Annotated in this window: 20 protein-coding genes and 1 pseudogene; 5 read left to right on the forward strand and 16 right to left on the reverse strand. The window is 67.8% G+C overall.

Annotated elements, in window-relative coordinates:
- Positions 1-55: 55 nt before the first annotated feature.
- From putP to PA27867_RS12950, 8 genes and pseudogenes are all read right to left on the reverse strand, one after another.
- Positions 56-1,561, reverse strand: coding sequence for a sodium/proline symporter PutP (gene putP, locus PA27867_RS12915; protein WP_066596955.1), 1,506 nt, complete (start codon positions 1,559-1,561; stop codon positions 56-58).
- Positions 1,562-1,819: 258 nt separating this feature from the next.
- Entirely contained in the window at positions 1,820-3,292 is a 1,473-nt protein-coding gene (locus PA27867_RS12920; protein ID WP_066596956.1) for a peptide MFS transporter, read from the reverse strand.
- A gap of 69 nt (positions 3,293-3,361) precedes the next feature.
- Positions 3,362-4,833, reverse strand: a pseudogene (locus PA27867_RS12925) (peptide MFS transporter).
- A 228-nt stretch (positions 4,834-5,061) separates the two neighbouring features.
- A complete protein-coding gene (locus tag PA27867_RS12930) occupies positions 5,062-5,445 on the reverse strand; it encodes a PH domain-containing protein (protein ID WP_066596960.1) in 384 nt (127 codons plus the stop codon).
- 88 nt (positions 5,446-5,533) lie between these two features.
- A complete protein-coding gene (locus tag PA27867_RS12935; protein WP_066596964.1) occupies positions 5,534-5,869 on the reverse strand; it encodes a DUF86 domain-containing protein in 336 nt (111 codons plus the stop codon).
- A 28-nt stretch (positions 5,870-5,897) separates the two neighbouring features.
- Complete coding sequence (locus PA27867_RS20280) at positions 5,898-6,071, reverse strand: helix-turn-helix domain-containing protein (RefSeq protein WP_084021424.1); 174 nt, start codon at positions 6,069-6,071, stop codon at positions 5,898-5,900.
- 276 nt (positions 6,072-6,347) lie between these two features.
- Positions 6,348-6,758, reverse strand: a complete 411-nt coding sequence (locus PA27867_RS12945; protein WP_066596966.1) for a DUF2256 and DUF3253 domain-containing protein — start codon at positions 6,756-6,758, stop codon at positions 6,348-6,350.
- Between the two features lie 227 nt (positions 6,759-6,985).
- Positions 6,986-9,181, reverse strand: a complete 2,196-nt coding sequence (locus tag PA27867_RS12950; protein WP_208857257.1) for a hypothetical protein — start codon at positions 9,179-9,181, stop codon at positions 6,986-6,988.
- A gap of 364 nt (positions 9,182-9,545) precedes the next feature.
- Between PA27867_RS12950 and PA27867_RS12955 the strand changes: the two genes are divergently transcribed.
- Entirely contained in the window at positions 9,546-10,166 is a 621-nt protein-coding gene (locus PA27867_RS12955) for a hypothetical protein (protein ID WP_157109219.1), read from the forward strand.
- A gap of 142 nt (positions 10,167-10,308) precedes the next feature.
- On the opposite strand, the gene PA27867_RS12960 is transcribed toward PA27867_RS12955, so the two are convergent.
- From PA27867_RS12960 to PA27867_RS12975, 4 genes are all read right to left on the reverse strand, one after another.
- Positions 10,309-10,830: a hypothetical protein gene (locus PA27867_RS12960; RefSeq protein WP_066596968.1), complete on the reverse strand. Its 522-nt coding sequence runs from the start codon at positions 10,828-10,830 to the stop codon at positions 10,309-10,311.
- Between the two features lie 177 nt (positions 10,831-11,007).
- Positions 11,008-11,574 carry a hypothetical protein gene (locus tag PA27867_RS12965; RefSeq protein ID WP_084021128.1) on the reverse strand — a complete coding sequence of 189 codons (567 nt, stop codon included), beginning with the start codon at positions 11,572-11,574 and terminating at the stop codon, positions 11,008-11,010.
- 64 nt (positions 11,575-11,638) lie between these two features.
- Entirely contained in the window at positions 11,639-12,349 is a 711-nt protein-coding gene (locus tag PA27867_RS12970) for a potassium channel family protein (RefSeq protein WP_066596969.1), read from the reverse strand.
- Between the two features lie 60 nt (positions 12,350-12,409).
- Complete coding sequence (locus PA27867_RS12975; RefSeq protein ID WP_066596970.1) at positions 12,410-12,772, reverse strand: hypothetical protein; 363 nt, start codon at positions 12,770-12,772, stop codon at positions 12,410-12,412.
- A gap of 191 nt (positions 12,773-12,963) precedes the next feature.
- On the opposite strand from PA27867_RS12975, the gene PA27867_RS12980 reads away from it, so the two are divergent.
- On the forward strand, positions 12,964-15,060 hold the full coding sequence (locus tag PA27867_RS12980; protein ID WP_066596971.1) for a nuclease-related domain-containing DEAD/DEAH box helicase: 2,097 nt from the start codon (positions 12,964-12,966) through the stop codon (positions 15,058-15,060).
- A gap of 53 nt (positions 15,061-15,113) precedes the next feature.
- Here the strand turns inward: PA27867_RS12980 and PA27867_RS12985 are convergent, their stop codons facing one another.
- Entirely contained in the window at positions 15,114-15,710 is a 597-nt protein-coding gene (locus PA27867_RS12985) for a hypothetical protein (RefSeq protein WP_066596973.1), read from the reverse strand.
- A gap of 351 nt (positions 15,711-16,061) precedes the next feature.
- Here PA27867_RS12985 and PA27867_RS12990 point away from each other — a divergent pair, with 351 nt between their 5' ends.
- Positions 16,062-16,742: a hypothetical protein gene (locus PA27867_RS12990; protein WP_157109220.1), complete on the forward strand. Its 681-nt coding sequence runs from the start codon at positions 16,062-16,064 to the stop codon at positions 16,740-16,742.
- A 35-nt stretch (positions 16,743-16,777) separates the two neighbouring features.
- Positions 16,778-16,987, forward strand: coding sequence for a hypothetical protein (locus tag PA27867_RS12995; protein ID WP_066596976.1), 210 nt, complete (start codon positions 16,778-16,780; stop codon positions 16,985-16,987).
- A gap of 144 nt (positions 16,988-17,131) precedes the next feature.
- On the opposite strand, the gene PA27867_RS13000 is transcribed toward PA27867_RS12995, so the two are convergent.
- Complete coding sequence (locus PA27867_RS13000) at positions 17,132-18,163, reverse strand: NADPH:quinone reductase (RefSeq protein WP_066596978.1); 1,032 nt, start codon at positions 18,161-18,163, stop codon at positions 17,132-17,134.
- Between the two features lie 195 nt (positions 18,164-18,358).
- Positions 18,359-18,976: an NADPH-dependent F420 reductase gene (locus tag PA27867_RS13005; RefSeq protein WP_066596980.1), complete on the reverse strand. Its 618-nt coding sequence runs from the start codon at positions 18,974-18,976 to the stop codon at positions 18,359-18,361.
- A gap of 145 nt (positions 18,977-19,121) precedes the next feature.
- On the opposite strand from PA27867_RS13005, the gene PA27867_RS13010 reads away from it, so the two are divergent.
- Positions 19,122-19,736 carry a TetR/AcrR family transcriptional regulator gene (locus PA27867_RS13010; RefSeq protein WP_066596983.1) on the forward strand — a complete coding sequence of 205 codons (615 nt, stop codon included), beginning with the start codon at positions 19,122-19,124 and terminating at the stop codon, positions 19,734-19,736.
- Between the two features lie 102 nt (positions 19,737-19,838).
- Here PA27867_RS13010 and PA27867_RS13015 read toward each other — a convergent pair whose 3' ends face one another.
- Complete coding sequence (locus PA27867_RS13015; protein WP_066596988.1) at positions 19,839-20,168, reverse strand: NIPSNAP family protein; 330 nt, start codon at positions 20,166-20,168, stop codon at positions 19,839-19,841.
- Between the last annotated feature and the right edge of the window lie 87 nt (positions 20,169-20,255).

The raw sequence follows: 20,255 nt of genomic DNA on the forward strand, positions 1-20,255 counted from the left end.
CATCCGTCACCGAGCGACGCGCACGGGGACGCGGCGCCCGGGCACGCAGTTGGGACTAGACCGCGGCCTTCTCGGGCTCGGTGTAGTCCTGCCGGGCCTGCGCCGCGGCGGCGTCGAACTCGGTCTCGATCTCGGTGGACGGCTTGTAGGTGAACAGGGAGACCACCACCGTCACGAGCAGGCTGGCCGCGAAGCCGGGCACGATCTCGTACATCGTGGCGCTGAGCGGGGAGTTGCCCCAGATGAACACGACGACCGCACCGGTGACCATACCGGCCAGGGCACCCCAGGTGGAGAGCTTCTTCCAGTACAGCGAGAGCAGCACGACGGGACCGAAGGCCGCGCCGAAGCCGGCCCAGGCGAAGCCGACGAGCTCGAGGATGGTGGCGTCGCGGTTGAGCGCGATCAGCCCGGCCACGAGGGCCACGAGCAGCACGCCGAGGCGGCCGAGCATCACCATCTGCTTGGGGCTCGCATCCTTCTTGCCGACGATCTTGTAGAGGTCCTCCACCAGCGCCGACGAGCACACGATCAGCTGCGACGAGATGGTGCTCATGATGGCGGCGAGCACCGCGGCCAGCACCAGACCGGCAACGAACGGGTGGAACAGGATCTGCGAGAGCAGCAGGAACACGGTCTCCGGGTTGTTCAGGGTGACGTCGGGGTTCTGCTGGAAGTACGCGATGCCGATCAGCGCGGTGGCGACGGCGCCGAGCGCGGTGAGGATCATCCAGCCGATGCCGATGCGGCGGCCGGCCTTGGCATCTTGCGGGCTGCGCAGCGCCATGAAGCGCACGAGGATGTGCGGCTGGCCCACGTAGCCCAGGCCCCACGCGGCGGCGGAGATGACGCCGAGGACGGAACCGCCGGCGGTGAGCGAGAGCAGGTCGGGGTTGACCTCGCGGATCGAATCGATGGTGGCGCCGAGGCCACCGGTCTTGGTGAGGGCGACCACGGGCACCACGATGAGCGCGGCGAGCATGAGCAGGCCTTGCGCGACATCGGTGAGGGTGGCGCCGAGGAAGCCGCCGAAGAGTGTGTAGAGCAGGGTGACGCCGGCGACGATGAGCATGCCGACGAGGAAGGTGGAGCCGAACGAGTTCTCGAAGAACACCCCGCCGGCGACCATGCCGGAGGAGACGTAGAACGTGAAGAACACAAGGATGATCAGGCCCGAGACCACGCGCAGCAGCCGCGACGAGTCCTTGAGCCGGTTCTCGAAGAAGCTCGGCAGGGTGATGGAGTTGTTCGACACGTGGGTGTACGAGCGCAGCCGCGGGGCGACGAACTTCCAGTTCAGCCAGGCGCCGATGGTCAGGCCGATGGCGATCCAGGCCTCCACGAGGCCGGACACGTAGATGGCGCCGGGCAGGCCCAGCAGCAGCCAGCCGGACATGTCGGAGGCGCCGGCGCTCAGCGCCGCGGTGCCGGGCTTGAGGCCACGGCCGGCGAGCATGTAGTCGTCGAGATCCTTGGTCTGCCTGAAGGCGAAGTAGCCGATGGCGAGCATCCCGGCGAAGTACAAAACAATCGCGACAAGCTGAAAAGTCTGATCAGTCATTGAGTCCTTAAGGTCGGATTCCCGGCGTTCGGGCACAGCTATGCCCCCAATTGGGGGACGAGAGGTCGCCCAGTCTGGCACAGTTGGGCTTTCCTGTGAAGTCTCACAGCTCCGCCGACCGCCCCGGCACCCTGCCGATCCCGCTCATAGCCCCGGTCAGGGCATAACTCCTGCAATGTTCAGGTCGCGACCAGCGGATGCCCGGAATGGCGCGGCATCCGCCGGCCGCCGCCCCGAAATGCAGGTGTTGTGCTCGCGCTAGCGCACGCCGTCCATCAGCCGCAGAATCGGCTTGGCGAAGACCGCCAGGACCAGCCCGAGCACGATCGCGATGCCGCCGAGCACGCCGAAGTAGAGCTGCTCGGGAGCGACGGCGTACCACTGCGCCAGCAGACCGGAGATGGCGGATCCGAGGGCCACCGAGAGGAAGAACAGGGCCACCATCTGGGTCTTGAACAGCTCGGGCGCCAGCTTCGTGGACACCGACAGCCCCACCGGCGAGAGCAGCAGCTCGGCCACGGTGAAGACCAGCAAAATCGCCACCATCGCCAGCAGCGGCGTCGAGTTCGCTGCTCCCCCGGCGAACGGCAGGAACGCCAGGAAGGCGAGGCCCATGATCGCAGTGCCAAACGCGAACTTCACCGGGGTGGAAGGCTGCTTGGCGCCCCACTTGGTCCAGAGCATGGCGAACACGCCCGACAGCACGATGATGAAGATCGGGTTGATCGACTGCACCCAGGACACCGGCATCTCCCAGCCGAAGAGTCCCCGGTCCAGGCGCACGTCGGAGTAGATCGTCACGACGGTGAACTGCTGCTGGTAGAGCGACCAGAACGCCACACTGGCGATGAACAGCGGGATGAACGCGTAGACGCGCTTGCGTTCCACCGTGGAGATCTGCCGGTTGCGAAGGATCACGATGAAGTAAGCCACGGATGCCACAATCGTCACGCCGATGACGATGGTCACCAGGTTCGCCGCGGTGATGACACCGGTGAGCACCAGCACCACGATGAGCACGATGGCCGCGGCGGCGATCAGCAGGTAACGCCGGTACTCGCTGCGCGGCAGCGGGTCGGGCACCTCGCGGGACGAGTCGGGCAGACCCTTGCGCCCGAACGAGTACTGCACCAGACCGATCGCCATGCCCACGGCGGCCAGACCGAATCCGAAGTGGAAGCCGATGGTGGACTGCAGCAGCCCGGTGAGGATCGGGCCGAAGAACGCGCCCAGGTTGATGCCGAGGTAGAACAGAGAGAAGCCGGCGTCGCGCCGGGGATCGTCCTTGCGGTACAGCGAGCCGACCACGGAGGTGGCGTTGGCCTTGAGGCCACCGCTGCCCAGCGCGATCAGGATAAGGCCGACGACGACTCCGGCGACGCCGGGGATCAGCGCAAGGGCGATGTGCCCGATCATGATGATCACCGCGCTGGCGTAGAGCACCCGCTCGGAGCCGGCCAGCCGGTCGGCGACCCAGGCGCCCAGGATGGTGGAGAGGTACACCGCGCCGCCGTACGCGCCGACGATGCCCGCCGCCGTGGTCTGCGGGATATCCAGGCCGCCATCCGCTGCCGAGTAGTACAAGTACAACAGCAGGATGCCCTGCATCCCGTAGAAGGAGAAGCGCTCCCACATCTCCACGCCGAAGATGCTGGCCAGCGCCCGAGGCTGTCCGAAGAAGCGGTGGTCGTCCTGGATTTTGCCCGGATCAGGCACCGCGATCTTTGTCATTGTTTCGACGTTACTCCGCTGGGCTCCCTTCGAATTGCACTCGCCCACCGCCGAGACGCCCGATCGCGTCTACCGAACCCCGCTCATCAGCCGCAGAATCGGCCGGGTGAACACCCCCAGGATGACGCCCAGCACGATGGCGATGCCGCCGAGAACACCGAAGTACAGCTGCTCGGGCGCCGTGGCGTACCACTCGGCCAGCACCCCGGAGACCGCGGTGCCGAGGGCCACCGAGAGGAAGAACAACGCCACCATCTGCGTTTTGAACAGCTCGGGTGCGAGCTTGGTCGACACCGACAGGCCCACCGGCGACAGCAGCAGCTCGGCGATCGTGAAGACCAGCAGGATGCCGATCAGTGCGAGCAACGGGGTGGAATTCGCCGCTCCCCGGCGAACGGCAGGAACAACAGGAACGCCACGCCCATGATGCCCGTGCCGAAGGCGAACTTCACCGGCGTGGAGGGCTGCTTCGCACCCCAACGGGTCCAGAGCGCGGCGAACACCCCCGACAGAACGATGATGAAGACCGGGTTGATCGACTGCACCCAGGGCACCGGCATCTCCCAGCCGAACAGGTTGCGGTTCAGTCGCTCGTCCGAGTAGATCGTCACCACGGTGAACTGCTGCTGGTACAGCGACCAGAACGCCGCACTCGCGATGAACAGCGGGATGAACGCGTACACCCGGTGCCGCTCCACCGTGGAGATGTGCCGGTTGCTGAGGATCACGACGAAGTACGTGACGGAGGCCACGATCGTCACCCCGATGACGATGGTCACCAGGTTCGACGCGGTGATCACCCCGGTGGCCACGAGCACCACGATGAGCAGGATGCCGCCGGCCGCGATGGCGGAGTACGGCAGGTACCGGCGGTGCGGCAGCGGGTCGGGCACCTCGCGGGACACGGCCGGCAGCCGCTTGCGGCCGAAGGAGTACTGGGTGAGGCCGATCGCCATGCCCACGGCGGCCAGGCCGAAGCCGTAGTGGAAGCCGAGGGTGGTCTGCAGCAGCCCGGTGAGCAGTGGGCCGAAGAACGCGCCCAGGTTGATGCCGAGGTAGAACAGCGAGAACCCAGCGTCGCGCCGGGGATCGTCCTTCCGGTACAGCGTGCCCACCACGGAGGTGGCATTGGCCTTGAGACCGCCACTGCCGAACGCCACCAGGATGAGGCCAACCACGACGCCCGCGACATCCGGAATCAGGGCGAGGGCGATGTGCCCGCACATGATGATGACGGCGCTGAAGAAGAGCACCCGCTCGGAGCCGGCCAGCCGGTCGGCGATCCAGGCGCCGAGAATCGTGGAGAGGTACACCGCTCCCCCGTACGCGCCCACGACGCCCGCCGCCGTGGCCTGCGGGATGCCAAGACCGCCCTCTTGGGCCGAGTAGTACAGGTAGAGCAGCAGGATGCCCTGCATCCCGTAGAACGAGAAGCGCTCCCACATCTCGACACCGAAGATGCTGGCCAGCGCCCGCGGCTGACCGAAGAATCGGTGGTCGTCCTGTGCGACCGGCGACTCAGGCTCTGCGATCTCAGCCATGCCTTAACGGTACGCCCGAGGCGTTCGGAGCACGACCTCTAACTTTCGGGCGGGCCGCGGCCTGAATGGGCTGGGGGCGGGGCCTGGGTGCATCGCCTGTGGCTGGATGAGCCCCCTATAGCGGCATCATCCAGCCACCCGAGGCGCACCCAAGCCGCGGCAACACTCGTGAGCCGTCGAACGGAGCGACGTGGCCACGGTAAGAGGCGCGGTGCGATTGCCCGGTGTCTAGACGGTTGCCAGCTCAGCCCCAAGCACGGCGTGGGTGATGAGGCGATCAAGTGCCCGGACGTCGACGGCCTTGCCGACCTTGATCTTGATGTGACCGGCGCGGGTCCACAACTCGATCTCGGCGTTGATGTCAAGCGTTCCGGCGTTCTCCGACGACCACATGTTCACGCTGGAGTAGGGCAGCGAGTACATCTCGACCTTCTTACCGGTGATCCCCTGGGCATCGCGCACGATGAGGCGCTTGGTTGTGAAGACCGCACTGTCGCGGAAGGTCTTGTACGCGGCGACCGCCCTTTCCCCGGGAACGAGCATCGGTTCGACGTCGGCCGGGATCGGAATTTCCGAAACAAAAGTCCAAGTCGTGATGGCAGCGGTTTCCATGGGGATCCTTTGGTTCAGGCTTCACCGCATCCGAACGAATGGGCATTCGTCACTCTATGGCCCGCACGCCATTTCACTGGCTGCTTCTCTAAGCGATGCCAAGTTGCACCAGAAGCCTGGGAAGGTCCGCGACGAGGGCGTTCCACACGATCTGGTAGTCCGTGTTCGCGTCGCGCGCGAGGTAGTCACCCATAGCGCGCAGCTCGTTCCAGGCCACCTCCGGGTGCAGGTCCCGGTACCCCTCGGGCAACCGCTCCACGGCGGTCTGCAGATCGATCACAATGGCCTTCGCGGCCAGCTGTTGGGTGCGGTCGCCTCGGTCGAAGAACACGTCCCGGCCGCGCGCGGTGATGAGGTTGGCGTGGCGCACGAGGTCCCGGATGTCGGCCAGCAGCGCATCCGTGCGGTCGAATTCGTGGGTCATCGGGTGTCGCTCCCCTGGCTCCGGTCGCTCACAACGGCACCGTCGCGGCGAGGATGCGAGCGAGGGTCTCGGGCCGCGGCTGAACCCGGCCGGCCTCACAGGCGGAGAGGTTGGGCTGCGGCACACCGGCACGCCGGGCCAGCTGGCTCTGCGAGAGACCAGCTCGGGCCCGCGCGTCGATAATGCTGCCTGACGAACTCATGGCGAAATCATAGCTCCGGGCTCCGGGTACGGGCCGCGGGACGACACAATCGTCGGCCCGCTGTTGCAGGCGTTCGACCGCGCCGGCATCTAGCGCGGCGGGGCCAACGGGCGGCAGCTCAGGCAGCTCCCGAGACCGCGCCATCTCCCGGCGCGACCCAGACTCAGTACACCCCTGGTGGCTGGATGTGCTCGACATGGCGGGCGCATCCAGCCATTGGAGGATCGGCTGACTCAGTCGGTACCGTCGCGCGGCGACAGCCCAGCCGGATGCGCCCTAACGCGGCCGGCGCAACCGGATCGGGCCCTTGGCTGTCGAGGGGTCCACCACCGAGCCGCCCTGGGTGATCTGCAGGTCACCGCGGGCGACCATGCGGCGGGCGGCGCGGCGGGCCGGCTCCATCAGGTCGCGCCACTCGTCACCGCCGATCGCTCGGGCGGCGTCGGACGGGCAGATCGTGGCATCCGCCGCCCGCGCTGCGAGCAGGGTCTCGATGGTCTCTTCCAGCCGCAGGTCGGTGTCGTCGACCCGGTGGGCGCGGCACGCGTCGGAGCAGTACTTCACGGCCGCCCAGTTCTTGGCCCATTTCGCACGCCACTCGATGCGCCGGCCGCACGAGGCGCAGGTCTTGTCGGCCCGGTCGCCGTCGGGGCCAGATGAGGCGGATGCGTGTTGACGGTGAGCCATGCCTTCTATCCTGCGTGATTGGGCCCGCCGAAGGGGTGCCCCGCGCCTGTTTCGGGCGTTCCGCGGGCAGCGCGCCGCTTCGCGAGTGGCCCGCCGCCCGCGAAGCGGCGCCTGACCCGCGCATCGCAACTCCGAGCCCGCGCCCGAGCCCGAGCCCGAGCGCCGCAACGACGAAAATGCCCCGGGTGCGCGAACCGCGCGACCCGGGGCACCTCGTCGGCACATGCCTACTTCTTGGCCTCGAACCACACCTGGGTGAACCCGCCGGCGGCGATGAACACCTTGCCGCTGCGGGCGTCGCCCTTGCCCTTGTGCGAGTCCGCGACCGGCTGGCCGGTGGCGTCGAACGCCTCCTGCACGAGCTGCTGCCCACGGGGCACGTCGATGCGGCGCTGCGCATCGGCCGTGTCGGCGCTCACGAAGAGCGCCGAGTCACCGGCGGGCCCGGTCACGGCCACCGTGGAGATGAGCGGCTGGATGAGCAGCGCGTCGAGCTGCGCCGCGGCATCCGTCGTGCCGATCACCTGGGTCGCCTTGCCCGGCAGCGTGCTCGTCAGCGGGAGCGGCAGCAGCTGACCGGGCGCCTCGGTGACGCCCTGCTCGCCGGCGCCACCGTTGGCGGTGGTGCCGAGCGTAACAGCGCCGTGGCCGGGCTTGCCGGTGCCGGACTTGCCCGGGCCCTTGCCCGGCTTGCCGGTGCCGGTGGTCCAGGTGGTGGTCCCGGACGGGTCGACGACCTGGTTCACGATCGGATGCACCCGGCGGGCCTGGTCATCGGCCGGCACGGTGATGCGCAGCGTGCCGCCCGCAGCGAGGTCGACATACGCGCCGCCGGACCAGTTGGCCTCGCCGGTCCACGAGGACTCCGGCGTAACGACGGTGCCGCCCGTGATCGAGCCCGACTCCGCCTCGACCACGCTCAGCCCGTGGGTGGCCACGGTGCTGGTGACGCCCAGGGCCGCGGCCTTGAGGTCAGGGTGGGCGTCGAGCGTGATCATCGACAGCAGCGCGTGGATGGTCGATTCGGCACCGGAGTTGGTGTTCACCCGGCCGTCGCGTTCGATGCCGTCGATCGCGGTTCCCGTGGCCGGGTCGTAGGCGGGCTGGCCGCTGCGGTTGGCACCGAAGTACCAGCCGGCGGTGATCGCCGCCACGTTGAGCAGCCCGGGAGCGTCGGCCACGTCAGCGGTGGCCACCAGGCTCTGCAGCCGGGAGTCGACGCCGTACGCGATCTGTGCCTCGCCGGGGGTCGGCGACCAGGCGTTGTCCGGTCCGCCCGCGGCGAGCAGCTGCGGGGTGAACTGGGCGGTGTCCTGCACCGCGGCGGTGAGCAGGGCCGGGTCGTCGAGAACCTCGGATGCGACCGCGACAGCCGCCGGGGCCATCCCGCCCCAGGCGTGCCACAGGCTGGGCGAGTGCGTCCAGGGCATGATCGCGCCGAACGGCCAGTCGCCGCTGGCGCCCTCGACCGTGGACATCGCCGCGATGCCCTCGCTGAGCTGGGCCAGCGCGGTCTCGGCGGTGTCAGCCGTGGGTCCGGTCGGGCCGGCCTGCACGTACGCGGCGAGGCCGAGCACGGCCTCGGCCGACGCATCCGCCCCGTCGGCGATCAGCCAGCCGGGCACCTGATCGCCGTCCGCGACGTCGTAACTCGGATAGTCGCCGAGCGAACCGGCGTTGAGGGCGGCCAGGCTGAGGGTCAGGCGGTCCTGCAGGAACGCGGCGAATGCCGGGTCCTCGTCGGCGAACGCGGCGTAGCCCTCACCGAGCGCCCACACCGTGCGGGCCAGCCAGTAGGACTCGGCCGAGTCGCTGGGGTCGGGCAGCTCCACCGGTTCGGCGCTGGGGTTGAGCGTGCCGTCGATCTGCTGCCAGAGCACCACATTGCCGGCGTTGGGCCCCTCGGTGGTCTGCAGGTAGGTGAGCGAGCGCAGCGTCTGGAACGCGTGGTCGCGGCTCGAGGTATCGCCGGTCTGCTGCCAGTGCCGCAGGTAGACCACGGCCGCGCGGGCCGTGTCGTCGGCGTTGAACGCGCCCTGCGTGTAATACCCGGTGACCGGGTCGAGGTCGCCGCCACCGATCGGCGTGTAGCTGCCGTCATCGTTCTTGTCGGCGTAGGTCCAGGGCGCTTCCACCACGGGGTTCTCCGCGGCCTGGTAGGTGGTGTGCCCGTCGATCACCGGCAGCGGCACCTCGTCGAGCAGAAAGTTGAGGTGGCTGAGATTAGTCAGAGGGGCGGATGCGTCGGCCGCCGGCACCCCCGACGCGGGTGTGCTCGCGGTGCTGGTGACCGCCGACGCGGGGGCCAGCCCCAGCGCGCCGGTGCCCACCAGGGCGACCGACAGGGTCGCGGCCAGGGCGAGCCGGCCCGCCCGCGAGTGAGTGGATGGACAGGGACTTGATCGGACATCGTTGTTCGTCATGCCTCAACTAAACCGGTTAAGGTTCGGGGAGTCAAGAGAAATCCTCATTCACGGATGGCGGCCCGGAACGAGCAATCCCGGATTACGACCGCCCGCGAGAGAAACGCGCGGTGGCAGGCGCGCGCCCGCGCGGACTCGCTAACGCCCCGCGCCGACGCACCAAGTGGCCTGCTGCGAGGCCCTCAGCCCGCGCCGAAAAACAGGGCCGCCCTCAGCGAAGCGCTCAGTACGCCGCGCTTCTCTCACTGCACCTCTTAACGGCGACCGCGCCCGCTATAGCGGGCGCAGTCGCCTACAGGAGGTGCAGTCACGGCCTGCAGGCCCCGGACCCTTCCACCTCGGGCAAGATGGTGCCATGCGGTTCATGCCCCGAACAGCCCGAGTCTCCGCCCACGCCGCTGCGCTGCTCGGCGCCGCCGCAGTGTGCGTGCTGGTGAGCGGATGCGCCAGTATTCCGGGCGGCAACGCCAAAGAGGCGGATCCCGCGCAGATCGTCGACTCCCACGACTGCCTGGCCCCGAATCTGATTGATTGGGCGCTCCCGCGTCACTCCAGGAGCACGCCCGACCCGGAGCATCCATACGCGCCGAAAGCCGGCCGTGTGCCAGAGGGCTTCTCGCCCGCCACGGCCGTGCGCTGCGACGTGACGGCCGACATCGGCGACGGCCAGGGGTTCAGCGTCACCGCGGTGACTTTCGCGGGCGACCTCGCTCCCCTTCTCGCCGCCCTGGCCGAGCCCGACGATGAGGACTCGAACGTCGCGTGCACGGAGAACCTGGAACTGGTGCCACCGCTCTGGCTTGTCGACGCTGCCGGCCGGGCAATCAACGCGCATTACCCCGTCGACGCCTGCCACAAGACAAAGCCCGGTGTGCGGGATGCTCTCGCCGCACTGACGGTGGCGGACAGCACGACACTGCAGCTTGGGCAGGTGCAACCGCTCCCGACACCAGTCAGCGACCCGATCACCCCGTCGAGCCCCTAAGGCTGTCACGCTCCAGACAAGGTGCTGAGACATCCCCGCACCAGGACATGCGATCACGTCTCTGCGCACTCCTTGGAGCGCGCCCAGCTGGTCTCAACTCTCGCCTCGCCGGAAGCGCCCTCGCGAGGTGGGACCGCTTCCCTCACCACCAGCGGAACCGGCGCGGCACCGCGCCGGCCAGTATCACCAACCCGCCGACGGCGCAGAACGCACCGACGCTGGCGAGAACACTATCGCGGACTGGCCCGGTGATCAGCAGAAGACCGGCGCCGAGCGCCACCACCCCGAGGATTAGCCGCCACGCCAAGCGCGCCCGAGGGCCGGGCCAGTGTCGGGCGACACCGCTCCGGCCGGGCCAGCCGCTGCGGGGGCCGGGTGGGTTCGGGTTCTCCGCCTCCGGGCCGTCGACGACCGCGGCGAACCCGTTCACCCACCGGCCGGTTCCCACCTCGGGGCAGTTGGCGTGCACGCTGTCGACGATGGGCTTCAGGCCTGCCGGCCACCCACGCAACATCACATCCGTGAGGTTCACGTCGAACTCGACGCGGTCATCCGCCCAGCAGGCGTCGTACCGCACCCGGGCCACCGGCTGGCGACGCCAGCGCGATTCGCCGATGAACCCGGTCGCGCGCATGGCGACGGGATGCTCTGTGGTTGCGGTCATAGGTCGATGATCACACACCGAGCTCGTCTGCGCCCGTACCTCGGCGACGGTCGAGCCCCACCGCCGGTCGAGCCCGTCCAGACCGGACCACCCCACGGATGCGGCGCCACACTCGCTGCGCAACCGTCGGCATCTCACCCGTGCCTTGCAGCACAAGCGCTGCCATGCGTTCAACCGTCACCCGTTGTTCGCCGGGCTGCACCCGGCCGGTGGTGCATTCCCGCTGATCGAGAAGTCCTCGCAGGTGAGGAACCGTGCCTGGTTCAGGCCCAGGAGGTATGACGCGATCACAACAGCGAGCACCACGACCACGATGAGCCACTTCGACCGACGCGGGGTGCCGACGGCGAAGTCGGGCCAGACGATCTGCACCAGCACCCACAGCGTGAAAGGGATGCCGATGACCACCGCCGCGAACGCCGCCAAGTCGAGGAGGGCGATGCCGAGGTCCGTCACGGCATCGTGGGCAACGAAGCTGAGCAGCAGCCAAACCGAGGGCAGCAACAGCAGAGCCGCTCGTCCGAGCCTCCCGCGCAATGGACGACGTTCAACGAGCACGAACACCAGCGCAGCAGCGGATGCGGCCCACAACGCGAGGATGTCGTCGAAGAAGATCTCGCCCCAGGCGCCGAGGGTGAACGCCGGCCACCAGGCGATCGCCGCCATACCCACCATGACCACCCCGGTGGGCACGTCCCGTCGCCGACGGTCATCCGCCACCGCCGCATCCGGTGTCTCGCGCATACCGGCACGGTATCCGGGGCCCGGCCGACTCCGATAGGGCGCCGGCACCCCTTACATCTCCACCTCAGGGGGCTTTGCTGTCCAAGGTCGCCTGCAGCTGCTCGATCTGGCGGCTCAGCGCCCGGATCTCACCGCGGGTAGCGACCCGGGCGTCTTCCTCTTGTTTCGCCACCTGTTCCACAATCCAGGACGCAAGTGTCGCCGTCACCACGCCAAGAAGCGCGACTCCCCCGAGCATCAACCCGCCCGCGATCAGCCGGCCCATCGCCGTGACCGGGGCGAAATCGCCGTACCCCACGGTGGTGATCGACACGAAGGCCCACCACAGCGCGTCCCAGAAGGTCGTGATCGATGCTCCCTGCGCCGACCGTTCGGCATCAAGCACGGCCAGCGAGGCCACGAAGACGAGCAGGGCGGATGCCCCGATCACGTACATGACCACCCGCTCGCGGAAGGCCGCGCCGGCCGTTCTCTGCAGCACGCTCAGCAAGGTGACCAGCCGCAGCAGGCGAAGTGGCCGGAGGAGGGGAAGCACCACAACCAGGAGGTCGAAGATGTGCCCACGGAACCACACCCATCGCCGCGGTGCCAGGAGCAGGTTGACCGCGTAGTCGAGCACGAAGGCCGCCCACGTGGCCGTAATGACAAGTTCCGCTGCCGCGGCGGCAGTGCCGCTGAGGTTGCCGATGACCTCCCAGGCGTAGGCCACGAGGAAGACGACGGCGGCGATCATGAGCGGGACTCCGGTGATTCTCTGCCAACGTTCTTGATTCATAGCTGAACTCTAGATGCTCGATTTCGCCGCCTGCGCGGGCCTATTCGCCTCACCTACGCGTCAGGCCGAGAGCTGGTCCACCAACGGAAATTCGACGAACGCCTCGTCACCGTGCGGCGCGAGCTCGAGATAACTCAGCCGGTCATCGTCGACGAAGAGCAGAAGCGTGGCGTCCGGGTGCGCTGTGGTCAGCACGATCCGATGGGCGGTTGCGGTGGCGACGTTGGTGTCAGGACCGGTCTCGATCTCGATGGACGGGCACGACCCGCATCCGCAGCTACCGCCCGCGCGGGCCTCGCCCAGTTGGGCGCGCCAGCGGCCTCGGTCTTCGTCGAGCGCCGGCGGATCGCCGGGGAAGGTTTGCGCTTTGTCGACCATGAAGGCCAGCACGTCGCGCTCACGTTCTGTGAGGTCTCGAATCATGGGTCCACCGTAGCTGCCCGACTAGATCGTACGTGTGGGTACGCCGCAGCCGAAGCGCGCACCCGCTCCCCACCCCCACTTCGGGACCGATCCCCGTAAACACCGGGCGACTCCAAACGATGCCCGAGCTTCCTGCGCCACCGTCTAGAGACGAACAATATGATCGGACGGTATCTAGGTTCGGGGGACGAATGTCAGCAGGCGGATCGGCGTGGAGTGAGGCAACACGTCAGCTAGCGCTCTCGGAAGCCCACACGCTTGCAGCAGAGTCGGCTCAGGCCAAGGCAGCCAACTTCTTCGCCGCCGCCGACAGCGAGAAGCGCATCGCTCACGTTCTCGCGCCCTTGGCTGCCGCCGGATATCACTTCCTGCCCGACCGCCAGTGGCCCGGTAGCCGCCGCGCTCAGGTGGACATGGTCGTTGTCGGGCCGGGCGGCCTGTTCATCGTGGACACCAAGGCGTGGAAAGACCCGGTTATCGCCGCTGGCCGGGTGTTCCGCGGCGACGCCGACGTCACCGACGAGTTCGACGGCCTCGCCGACCTGGCCTGGAAGACCGAAGCGGCGCTGGCGGAGATCGGTCTCGCCCCCGGTGAGGTGCGTCCCGTGGTGGTCTTCGCGGGGCACAAGGGCGTCAACGCGTCGGTCGGCGGGGTCGAGATCGTCGGCGAAGGTGACATTGTGCGCCACATCGCCCGCCGCGGTCAGCGGCTCACCGCGTCCGCCGTCGAACAGGTTCTGGCCGCCGCCATCAAGCACTTCCCCCTGATCGGCGCCCCGGCGCCGATTGACGTCACCCTGCCCGAGCCGATCATCGGCCCGGAGCCCGCCCTAGACATGGACCATCTGCCCACCGAGAGCGACATCGAAGCCGCCATACTCGAGGGACTTCTCGCCCCTCCCATCGAGGAGTGGATGACCTTCCTGCATCCCGACCAGGCCAAGTTGGTGCGCCGCAGCTTCAACGGGCCATCCCGCATCCGTGGGGCAGCCGGCACCGGCAAGACAGTCGTGGGGCTGCACCGCGCGGCCTACCTGGCCCGGTCGCAGGCGGATGCCCGCGTGCTCGTGACCACCTTCGTGCGCACGCTGCCGGACGTTCTGAGCAACCTGCTCGGCCGGATGGCACCGGATGTCGCCCACCGCGTGGAGTTCAGCGGCGTGCACCAGTTCGCCCGCAAAGTCCTCGACGAGCGCGGAATCGACGTGCGCGTCGCACCCAAGGTGGCCGATCAGGCCTTCGAAGACGCCTGGCAGAACACCAACGGCCCTCTCACTGCGATCGACACGAGTTCCCGGTACTGGCGGGAAGAGCTCGACCACGTGATCAAAGGTCGCGGTCTGACGACCTTCGACGAGTATGCCGACTGCGCGCGCATCGGCCGGCGCCGCCGCCTCACCCTCGACCAGCGCCGCTCGGTCTGGGCCCTGTATCAGCGCTATGAGGCGTTCCTGCGTTCGCACCAGGTGCACGACTACGCCGACCTCATCCTGCTCGCCGGAGCGGCATTGCGCGACGAGCCGATGGTCGGGTACACCGCCGTCATCGTCGACGAAGCGCAGGACCTGTCGTGCGCGATGATCAGCATGCTCGCCTCCGTTGCGGGCGATGGTGCGGACGCCTTCACCTTGATCGGAGACGGCCAACAGACCATCTACCCGGGCGGGTACACGCTCGCCGAGGCCGGCCTCTCCGTCGCGGGGCGCGGCGTGATCATGGACGTCAACTACCGCAACACCGCGGAGATCCTGGCACTGGCCTCCCACGTGGTCCGCGATGCCAGCTACGTCGACATTGAGGGAACCAACGCCACCGCCACCGCGATCACCTCTCCGCGCCACGGCGAACGCCCCCTCTTCGCCCGGGCGCGCACCCGAACCGAGCATGACGGCAAGCTCATCCAGCAGATTCGCCGCGCCACGCAGAGCGTCAGCGTGGGTTGGGGCGATGTGGGCGTGCTCTGTGCCGCCACCTGGCAGGTGCGTGACGCGGTCAGGCTGCTTCGCACCGCAGGGATCCCGGTCGTCGAACTCACCGACTACAACGGCTCCTCCACGGATGCCGTGAAGGTCGGTACCATCAAGCGGGCCAAGGGCTTGGAGTTCAAGCAGGTACTGCTGCCCTGGGTCGCCGAGCGTCTGATGTCACTGGATGCCGACGAACCCGGGTGGACGGATTCCGAGATCGAGCGCATCGAGCGCGACCGCCGCGAACTGTTCGTGGGTGTAACCCGGGCCCGCGATGGCGTCTGGGTCGGTTGTATTGTGACGGCGGGGCCGTCGGCCTGAAATCACCTCCGCTGCCGGCTTGGGCCACGTGGCCGGTTGAGCCCAGGCCGGGTTCAATGCTCGGGCACTCGTATCGCTTCCAGCGCGGCGGTGGCCCGGTAACCCGGGTTCGGTTCCATGAACGCGTCGAAAAGCGCCAGCTGAGCCACGGCGGCAGCCGTTCCACCCTTGCCGTGCGATTCGGGCCAAGTGTGCGCGTCCTGGAGACTGTCCGACGTAGCGAGGGCGCGCAAACCCAGCCCGTCGATACTGGATGAGCAAAGCAGCGCGTAAAGTTCCCAGCTCTCTTTGTAGGACGGCTTCATCCGGTAGCCCAGAAGCTCCGTGAACGCCCGATGGAATGTGGCCATGTGCAGAGTCATCTGCCGCGACCCGGCGTCCAATGTGGCGCACAGCCTCTCCCGGGTTCCCTGCGGGATGTCATCGGTGACAGACATCGATAGCGCTACATACTGTTTCCACCCCGCAGATGCGATACTGGCCCGCAGATTATGCTGTACCGCATCCTTGATCAGGGACACCAGCACGGTGCGGCGCCCCTCCTGGGTCTCCAGAAGTTGCCGGTTCTCCGCTACCACTGAGAGGCAAACCTCGAACGCCGCGCCCGGTGCCAACCCTTCGGCGCTGGTGCGCCCGAGCTGTTCCAGCACTGCGAGAACAAAACGTCCTTGGTTGCCCAGACGCGATACGCCGACGCTCGGGGAACTCCTGCCGCCTTGATGGTCTCGTCCATCTGCAATCGTGTCATCGCGATAGTGAAGCCGCTGTCACTCACTTGCCGGACGGCGGCTTCAATCATGCGGCATCGCACCTCGGCAGCAGTCGTTCGACGACTGGCAGTCGGCGCTTCCGGCGTTGTATTCATTGTTCCCCCCTTGCGAAGCCCCCGCGCACGCGGCCACCGACGCCTAAAAAAGTGCCGGTCAGCGGCGAGTCACCCCTGAGACACATGGTCTCGTTTTCGGAGGCTCAAATCAGGCTATCTACTTAACCTCAGGGGCATGAACATCACACAGAACAAACGACGATTGTCTCTTGTGTCGATCAGCGCGGTCGCGTTGGGCAGTCTCGTGGCTGTTTTCGGCGCCGTACCGGCCAACGCCGCGGACGGTGCCGCCTCGAGCGAGCAGGTCACCCTCACCGATGCCCAGGCCGATACCTTGTTACTCACCGCAGACATTCCGGCTGCGTCCGCCAGCGGGCTCGCAACCGACACCACCGATGTGGAGGGCTGGGAGATACCCGGTGTGGTCTCGTTCGTGTCGGTCGGACTCGATTCGCCCCAGACTGAAGTTCGGTCCTTTGTCGGAGCCTACTTCGACACCGAGGGCGCGCAGATTTCGACCGTGGAAGTGGCCTACGCCACCGACAACACGATGACGTCATGGACCAATGGTGAGAAGGTCGACCCCGCTGACCTGTGCGGCAAGCCCGCTGTCGCGGTCTCCGATTCAACCACCGAGAAATTGACGGCCGCTGCCGCCACGACAACGCGTGACTTCTGCTGGTACCTGAACAAGTACGCGGAGGGCGAGATCGCGTTGGGCACTCTAGTGGCTGCCGCCGGAGGGGTGACAGCACTGTTCACCGGTCCCGTCGGAGCAGCCATTGCCGCAGCGGGCGGGCTGAAAGCCGCTCTCGGTGGCATGTACAAGTGGCTCATTTCCCTCTGGTGCCTGTGATCGAATAGAACCCTGACCATGGAAAGGCTCAGCTCATGAATGGAACCGTCCCTCGCCCCCTCAGGCTCGTTCTGTGGATCCTGGGTGGAGTGCTCGCCGTCATGGCAGTTTTCACTCTCCTCAGCGCGTGGCAGTCGCAGTCAGACGGATGGTGGATCAGCGTTTGCTTCTTCATCTCCGCGGGCGTGTGCCTCACCATCGCTGCCGTCAGCGGCCGCCAGTCGGCGAGCAAACCCTCCAGCTAGATGACGTGATCGGCCGACCGACGATCCACCGGAGCCGTACAGACGCCCAGGGCAGCCCGCAGTTCAGGGCTACCCTGGGCGTACTCACGTGCGCAAGCGGCCACACCCGAGCCCCTGGTCCCAATCTGCGCCCGTGCCAGCTTGCTACGCGGCTGACACGTCGATGAGCACCTTGCCCACCACACCGCTCTCGACGAGGGCGTGCGCATCCGCCGTGCGCGCGAGGTCGGTGCGGTGCAGCGGCAACCCGGCCGACTCCCCCACGGCGAGCGCGCCGTCGGCGAGAGCCGCGTTGATGTCCTCGGCCGCGGCCCGGATCTCGTCCATGCCCACGGTGTAGAGCAGCAGGAACTGGTAGCGCACGTTGAGGCTGAAGTGCCGGCGCACGTCGAGGGTCATCTGATCGCCGCCGTTGTTGGCGTAGACCGCGATCGACCCGCGATTGCGGATCACGGCCAGGTCCAGCTCCGCGTTCTGCGCGGGCGCCACCTCCACGATCTGGTCCACCCCGTCCGGGGCGATCGCCCGGATCTGGGCGACGATGTCCTGGTCAGTGTAGGTGAGCACGTGCTGCGCCCCGGCGGCCGTAGCGAGCGCCGCCTTCTCCGGTGAGCTCACGGTCGTGATCACGGATGCCCCGGCCCACCGGGCCAGCTGAATCGCCGCGTGCCCCACCGCGCCGGCACCGCCCGCCACGAGCACCGTCGTGCCGGCCAGCGCCCCGGGGTGCAGCCGCCGCGGACCGTCCTCGGCCACGGTCAGCGCGCGATGCGCCGTGATCGCCGGCACCCCCAGGCTCGCGCCCTGGTCGAAACTCGCGTTGTCCGGCAGCGGGAAGACCCGCTCCGCGGGCAGCACCGCCAGCTCCTGGGCGGACCCGCTGCTTGCCCGCTGGTACGCGGCGAGCGCCAGCCACACCCGGTCGCCCACGGACACGTGCTGCACGCCGTCGCCGACAGCGTCCACGACGCCCGCACCATCCTGGTTGGGCACCACGTCGTCGAACGCCAGCTTCTCACCCGGACCCGAGCCTTGGCGCGACTTCCAGTCGGTGGGGTTCACCCCGCTCACCACGATGCGCACCCGCACCTCGCCGGCGCCGGGTTCGGCCACCGGCCGGTCCACGAGCTGAAGCACGGAGGGGTCACCGGTCTGGCTGTATACAATGGCTTTCATACCAAGGGGTAACGCCGACGCCGGTGGAATGTTTCCCGCGCCGCCCTCAAACGACCGGAATACCTACGAGAGTCCCCAAAGCCCTGCGGCATCCCGGTAAACCCGCCCAGACGGTCCTAGCTAGGCTGTCGCGTCGCATCCACGCCGGTCGAGCCCGTCGAGACCCCGCGACCCAACCTCAGAACCTGACCGTCCTCAAACAGCTTCGGCGCTCAAGGCGATATCGAATCCGGCGCCATTGCGAGCCACGCCCACCAGCAGGATGCCGGCCCATTCCAGAGCGTGGGTCATCTCGAGCCCGCCGGTGTCCAGGGGCCGCATCCCCAAGCTCTCCAGGAACGTCGCGACCTGCGCCTTCGCCTCCGCACCGTCGCCGGCGAAGAACAGGTCCACCGGCTGGTCTGCAGCGATGACCCCGCCGAAGATCGTGTTGAACGCCTTCACAACGCGTGCGCCCTCAGGCGCTACGGCGGCGATCTGCTGGGTGGCCGAATTCCCTGGAGTCGTGACGACTCCACTGCCGTCGGCGTTGAACGGGTTGGTGATGTCCACGAGGATCTTGCCGGCCAGCGCGTCGCCGAAGTGCGCGACCACGTCAATGGCACCGGCGTACAACACGGCCAGGATGACGATGTCCCCTGCCGGCCGTTCGCCGTAGGTGCCGGCGGTGGCGCCGTGGCCGATCTGATTGGCGAGCGCCTGAGCCTGGGCGGGGTTGCGGCTCATGAGCTCGACGCTGTGGCCGTGCTTTGCAGCCCGAGTGCCGATGGCGGTAGCCATGTTGCCGGAGCCGATGATGCTGATGGTGGTCATGGCGTGTCTTCCTTTGTTGGATGGATCAGGCAGTCATGGGCTCGTAACGTTATGCACCCCGACCTGTGTACTTACCGTATCGGGCTGATGTGGGGCGCGCAAGCTAAGCACACCGATCGGTACCCAAGTGGGATACGCTGGGGGCATGACGCAGTTGGAGAAGGGTCCACAAGGCCTTCGCCGTGGCCGGGGCGCCCACGAGCGCATCCTGAGCGCGTCCCAAGAGCTCTTCCCCGAGCAAGGCATCAACTCCACCGGCATCGACCAGATCTGCGCGGTGGCCGGCGTGTCCAAGCGCACGCTCTATCAACACTTCGGCGGCAAGGATGAGCTCATCGCCGAGTACCTCCGCCGATTCGATCCCGAGATCATGCCCGGAATCTTCGACAGCACCGACCTCACCCCTCGCGAGCGTCTCCTCGCGGTCTTCGACATCCACCCGCCCCTGTGCCCGTTCATCGGCGCCGCCGTCGAACTTCAGGACCCGGGCCACCCCGCACGGCTCCTCGCCCGCGACCACAAACAAGGCGTGGCGGCCCGGTTCGCTGCGACGGCCCGCGAGGCCGGCGCAGCCGACCCCGAACGGCTCGGCGAGCAATTGGCGCTCCTCCTCGACGGCGCCTCGGCCCGCGGCCGAGTGCTCAACACGGATGCATTCGCCACCGCCGCCGCCATCGCGCTCGTGCTCATCGACAACGCCCTCCCGGTCGCAGCGGCTCCGTCCGGCGCGAGCGCGCTCGGGCAGCTCGTCCAGGACTAGGGCGCGGCACGACCCATCCTGAGCAGCATTTCGCTGGGCTTTCTCCGCCCGCGGCATCGGCCTGCTCGGCCTGCCGACCGGCACCCGTCTGCGCCTCGGCGATCACGCGCTGGTACGGCGTGAATTGTGGCGCAACGGCCGCATGAGGGTTCGGTCCCAGCGCAGCACGCATCCGGTGTCGGTGCGCAGTCGGTCAGCAGCAATGAAGTCGGGGTCGACACCGAAGTTCTCGCGGTAGGCCTCGTAAGCGGCGAGGCTGTCAAAGGTGAATAGCGCGAGAGCTTTGTCGCTGGCGCCTTCCGACGGTAGGTAATACCCGTGATGCACCCCGCCCTCCCTCTCGACGAGTGCGATCCATCTGGCGGAGTAGGTCTCGAACTCCGCCATTTTGCTCGGATCTATCGTGTAGTCAATGATGAATGTGACGGGCATTGTCGCTTCTTCCGGGGGTGTTGACGACCCGGGTCTGCCCGGCGCCGCTCGCAACTGTGCGCACGTCCACTTACGGACGGCGCGCTG

The organism is Cryobacterium arcticum, assembly GCF_001679725.1.
Classification (GTDB): Bacteria; Actinomycetota; Actinomycetes; order Actinomycetales; family Microbacteriaceae; genus Cryobacterium; species Cryobacterium arcticum_A.

What these genes read in the sequence shown, in the direction of transcription:
- putP (WP_066596955.1), bottom strand. Translation starts at nt 1,561, where the DNA reads ATGACTGATCAGACTTTTCAGCTTGTCGCGATTGTTTTGTACTTCGCC.
- PA27867_RS13015 (WP_066596988.1), bottom strand. Translation starts at nt 20,168, where the DNA reads ATGCCCGTCACATTCATCATTGACTACACGATAGATCCGAGCAAAATG.
- PA27867_RS12995 (WP_066596976.1), top strand. Translation starts at nt 16,778, where the DNA reads ATGAATGGAACCGTCCCTCGCCCCCTCAGGCTCGTTCTGTGGATCCTG.
- PA27867_RS12980 (WP_066596971.1), top strand. Translation starts at nt 12,964, where the DNA reads ATGTCAGCAGGCGGATCGGCGTGGAGTGAGGCAACACGTCAGCTAGCG.
- PA27867_RS12970 (WP_066596969.1), bottom strand. Translation starts at nt 12,349, where the DNA reads ATGAATCAAGAACGTTGGCAGAGAATCACCGGAGTCCCGCTCATGATC.
- PA27867_RS12960 (WP_066596968.1), bottom strand. Translation starts at nt 10,830, where the DNA reads ATGACCGCAACCACAGAGCATCCCGTCGCCATGCGCGCGACCGGGTTC.
- PA27867_RS12920 (WP_066596956.1), bottom strand. Translation starts at nt 3,292, where the DNA reads ATGACAAAGATCGCGGTGCCTGATCCGGGCAAAATCCAGGACGACCAC.
- PA27867_RS12945 (WP_066596966.1), bottom strand. Translation starts at nt 6,758, where the DNA reads ATGGCTCACCGTCAACACGCATCCGCCTCATCTGGCCCCGACGGCGAC.
- PA27867_RS12935 (WP_066596964.1), bottom strand. Translation starts at nt 5,869, where the DNA reads ATGACCCACGAATTCGACCGCACGGATGCGCTGCTGGCCGACATCCGG.
- PA27867_RS12990 (WP_157109220.1), top strand. Translation starts at nt 16,062, where the DNA reads ATGAACATCACACAGAACAAACGACGATTGTCTCTTGTGTCGATCAGC.
- PA27867_RS13005 (WP_066596980.1), bottom strand. Translation starts at nt 18,976, where the DNA reads ATGACCACCATCAGCATCATCGGCTCCGGCAACATGGCTACCGCCATC.
- PA27867_RS12975 (WP_066596970.1), bottom strand. Translation starts at nt 12,772, where the DNA reads ATGATTCGAGACCTCACAGAACGTGAGCGCGACGTGCTGGCCTTCATG.
- PA27867_RS12930 (WP_066596960.1), bottom strand. Translation starts at nt 5,445, where the DNA reads ATGGAAACCGCTGCCATCACGACTTGGACTTTTGTTTCGGAAATTCCG.
- PA27867_RS12965 (WP_084021128.1), bottom strand. Translation starts at nt 11,574, where the DNA reads ATGCGCGAGACACCGGATGCGGCGGTGGCGGATGACCGTCGGCGACGG.
- PA27867_RS12955 (WP_157109219.1), top strand. Translation starts at nt 9,546, where the DNA reads ATGCCCCGAACAGCCCGAGTCTCCGCCCACGCCGCTGCGCTGCTCGGC.
- PA27867_RS12950 (WP_208857257.1), bottom strand. Translation starts at nt 9,181, where the DNA reads ATGACGAACAACGATGTCCGATCAAGTCCCTGTCCATCCACTCACTCG.
- PA27867_RS20280 (WP_084021424.1), bottom strand. Translation starts at nt 6,071, where the DNA reads ATGAGTTCGTCAGGCAGCATTATCGACGCGCGGGCCCGAGCTGGTCTC.
- PA27867_RS13010 (WP_066596983.1), top strand. Translation starts at nt 19,122, where the DNA reads ATGACGCAGTTGGAGAAGGGTCCACAAGGCCTTCGCCGTGGCCGGGGC.
- PA27867_RS13000 (WP_066596978.1), bottom strand. Translation starts at nt 18,163, where the DNA reads ATGAAAGCCATTGTATACAGCCAGACCGGTGACCCCTCCGTGCTTCAG.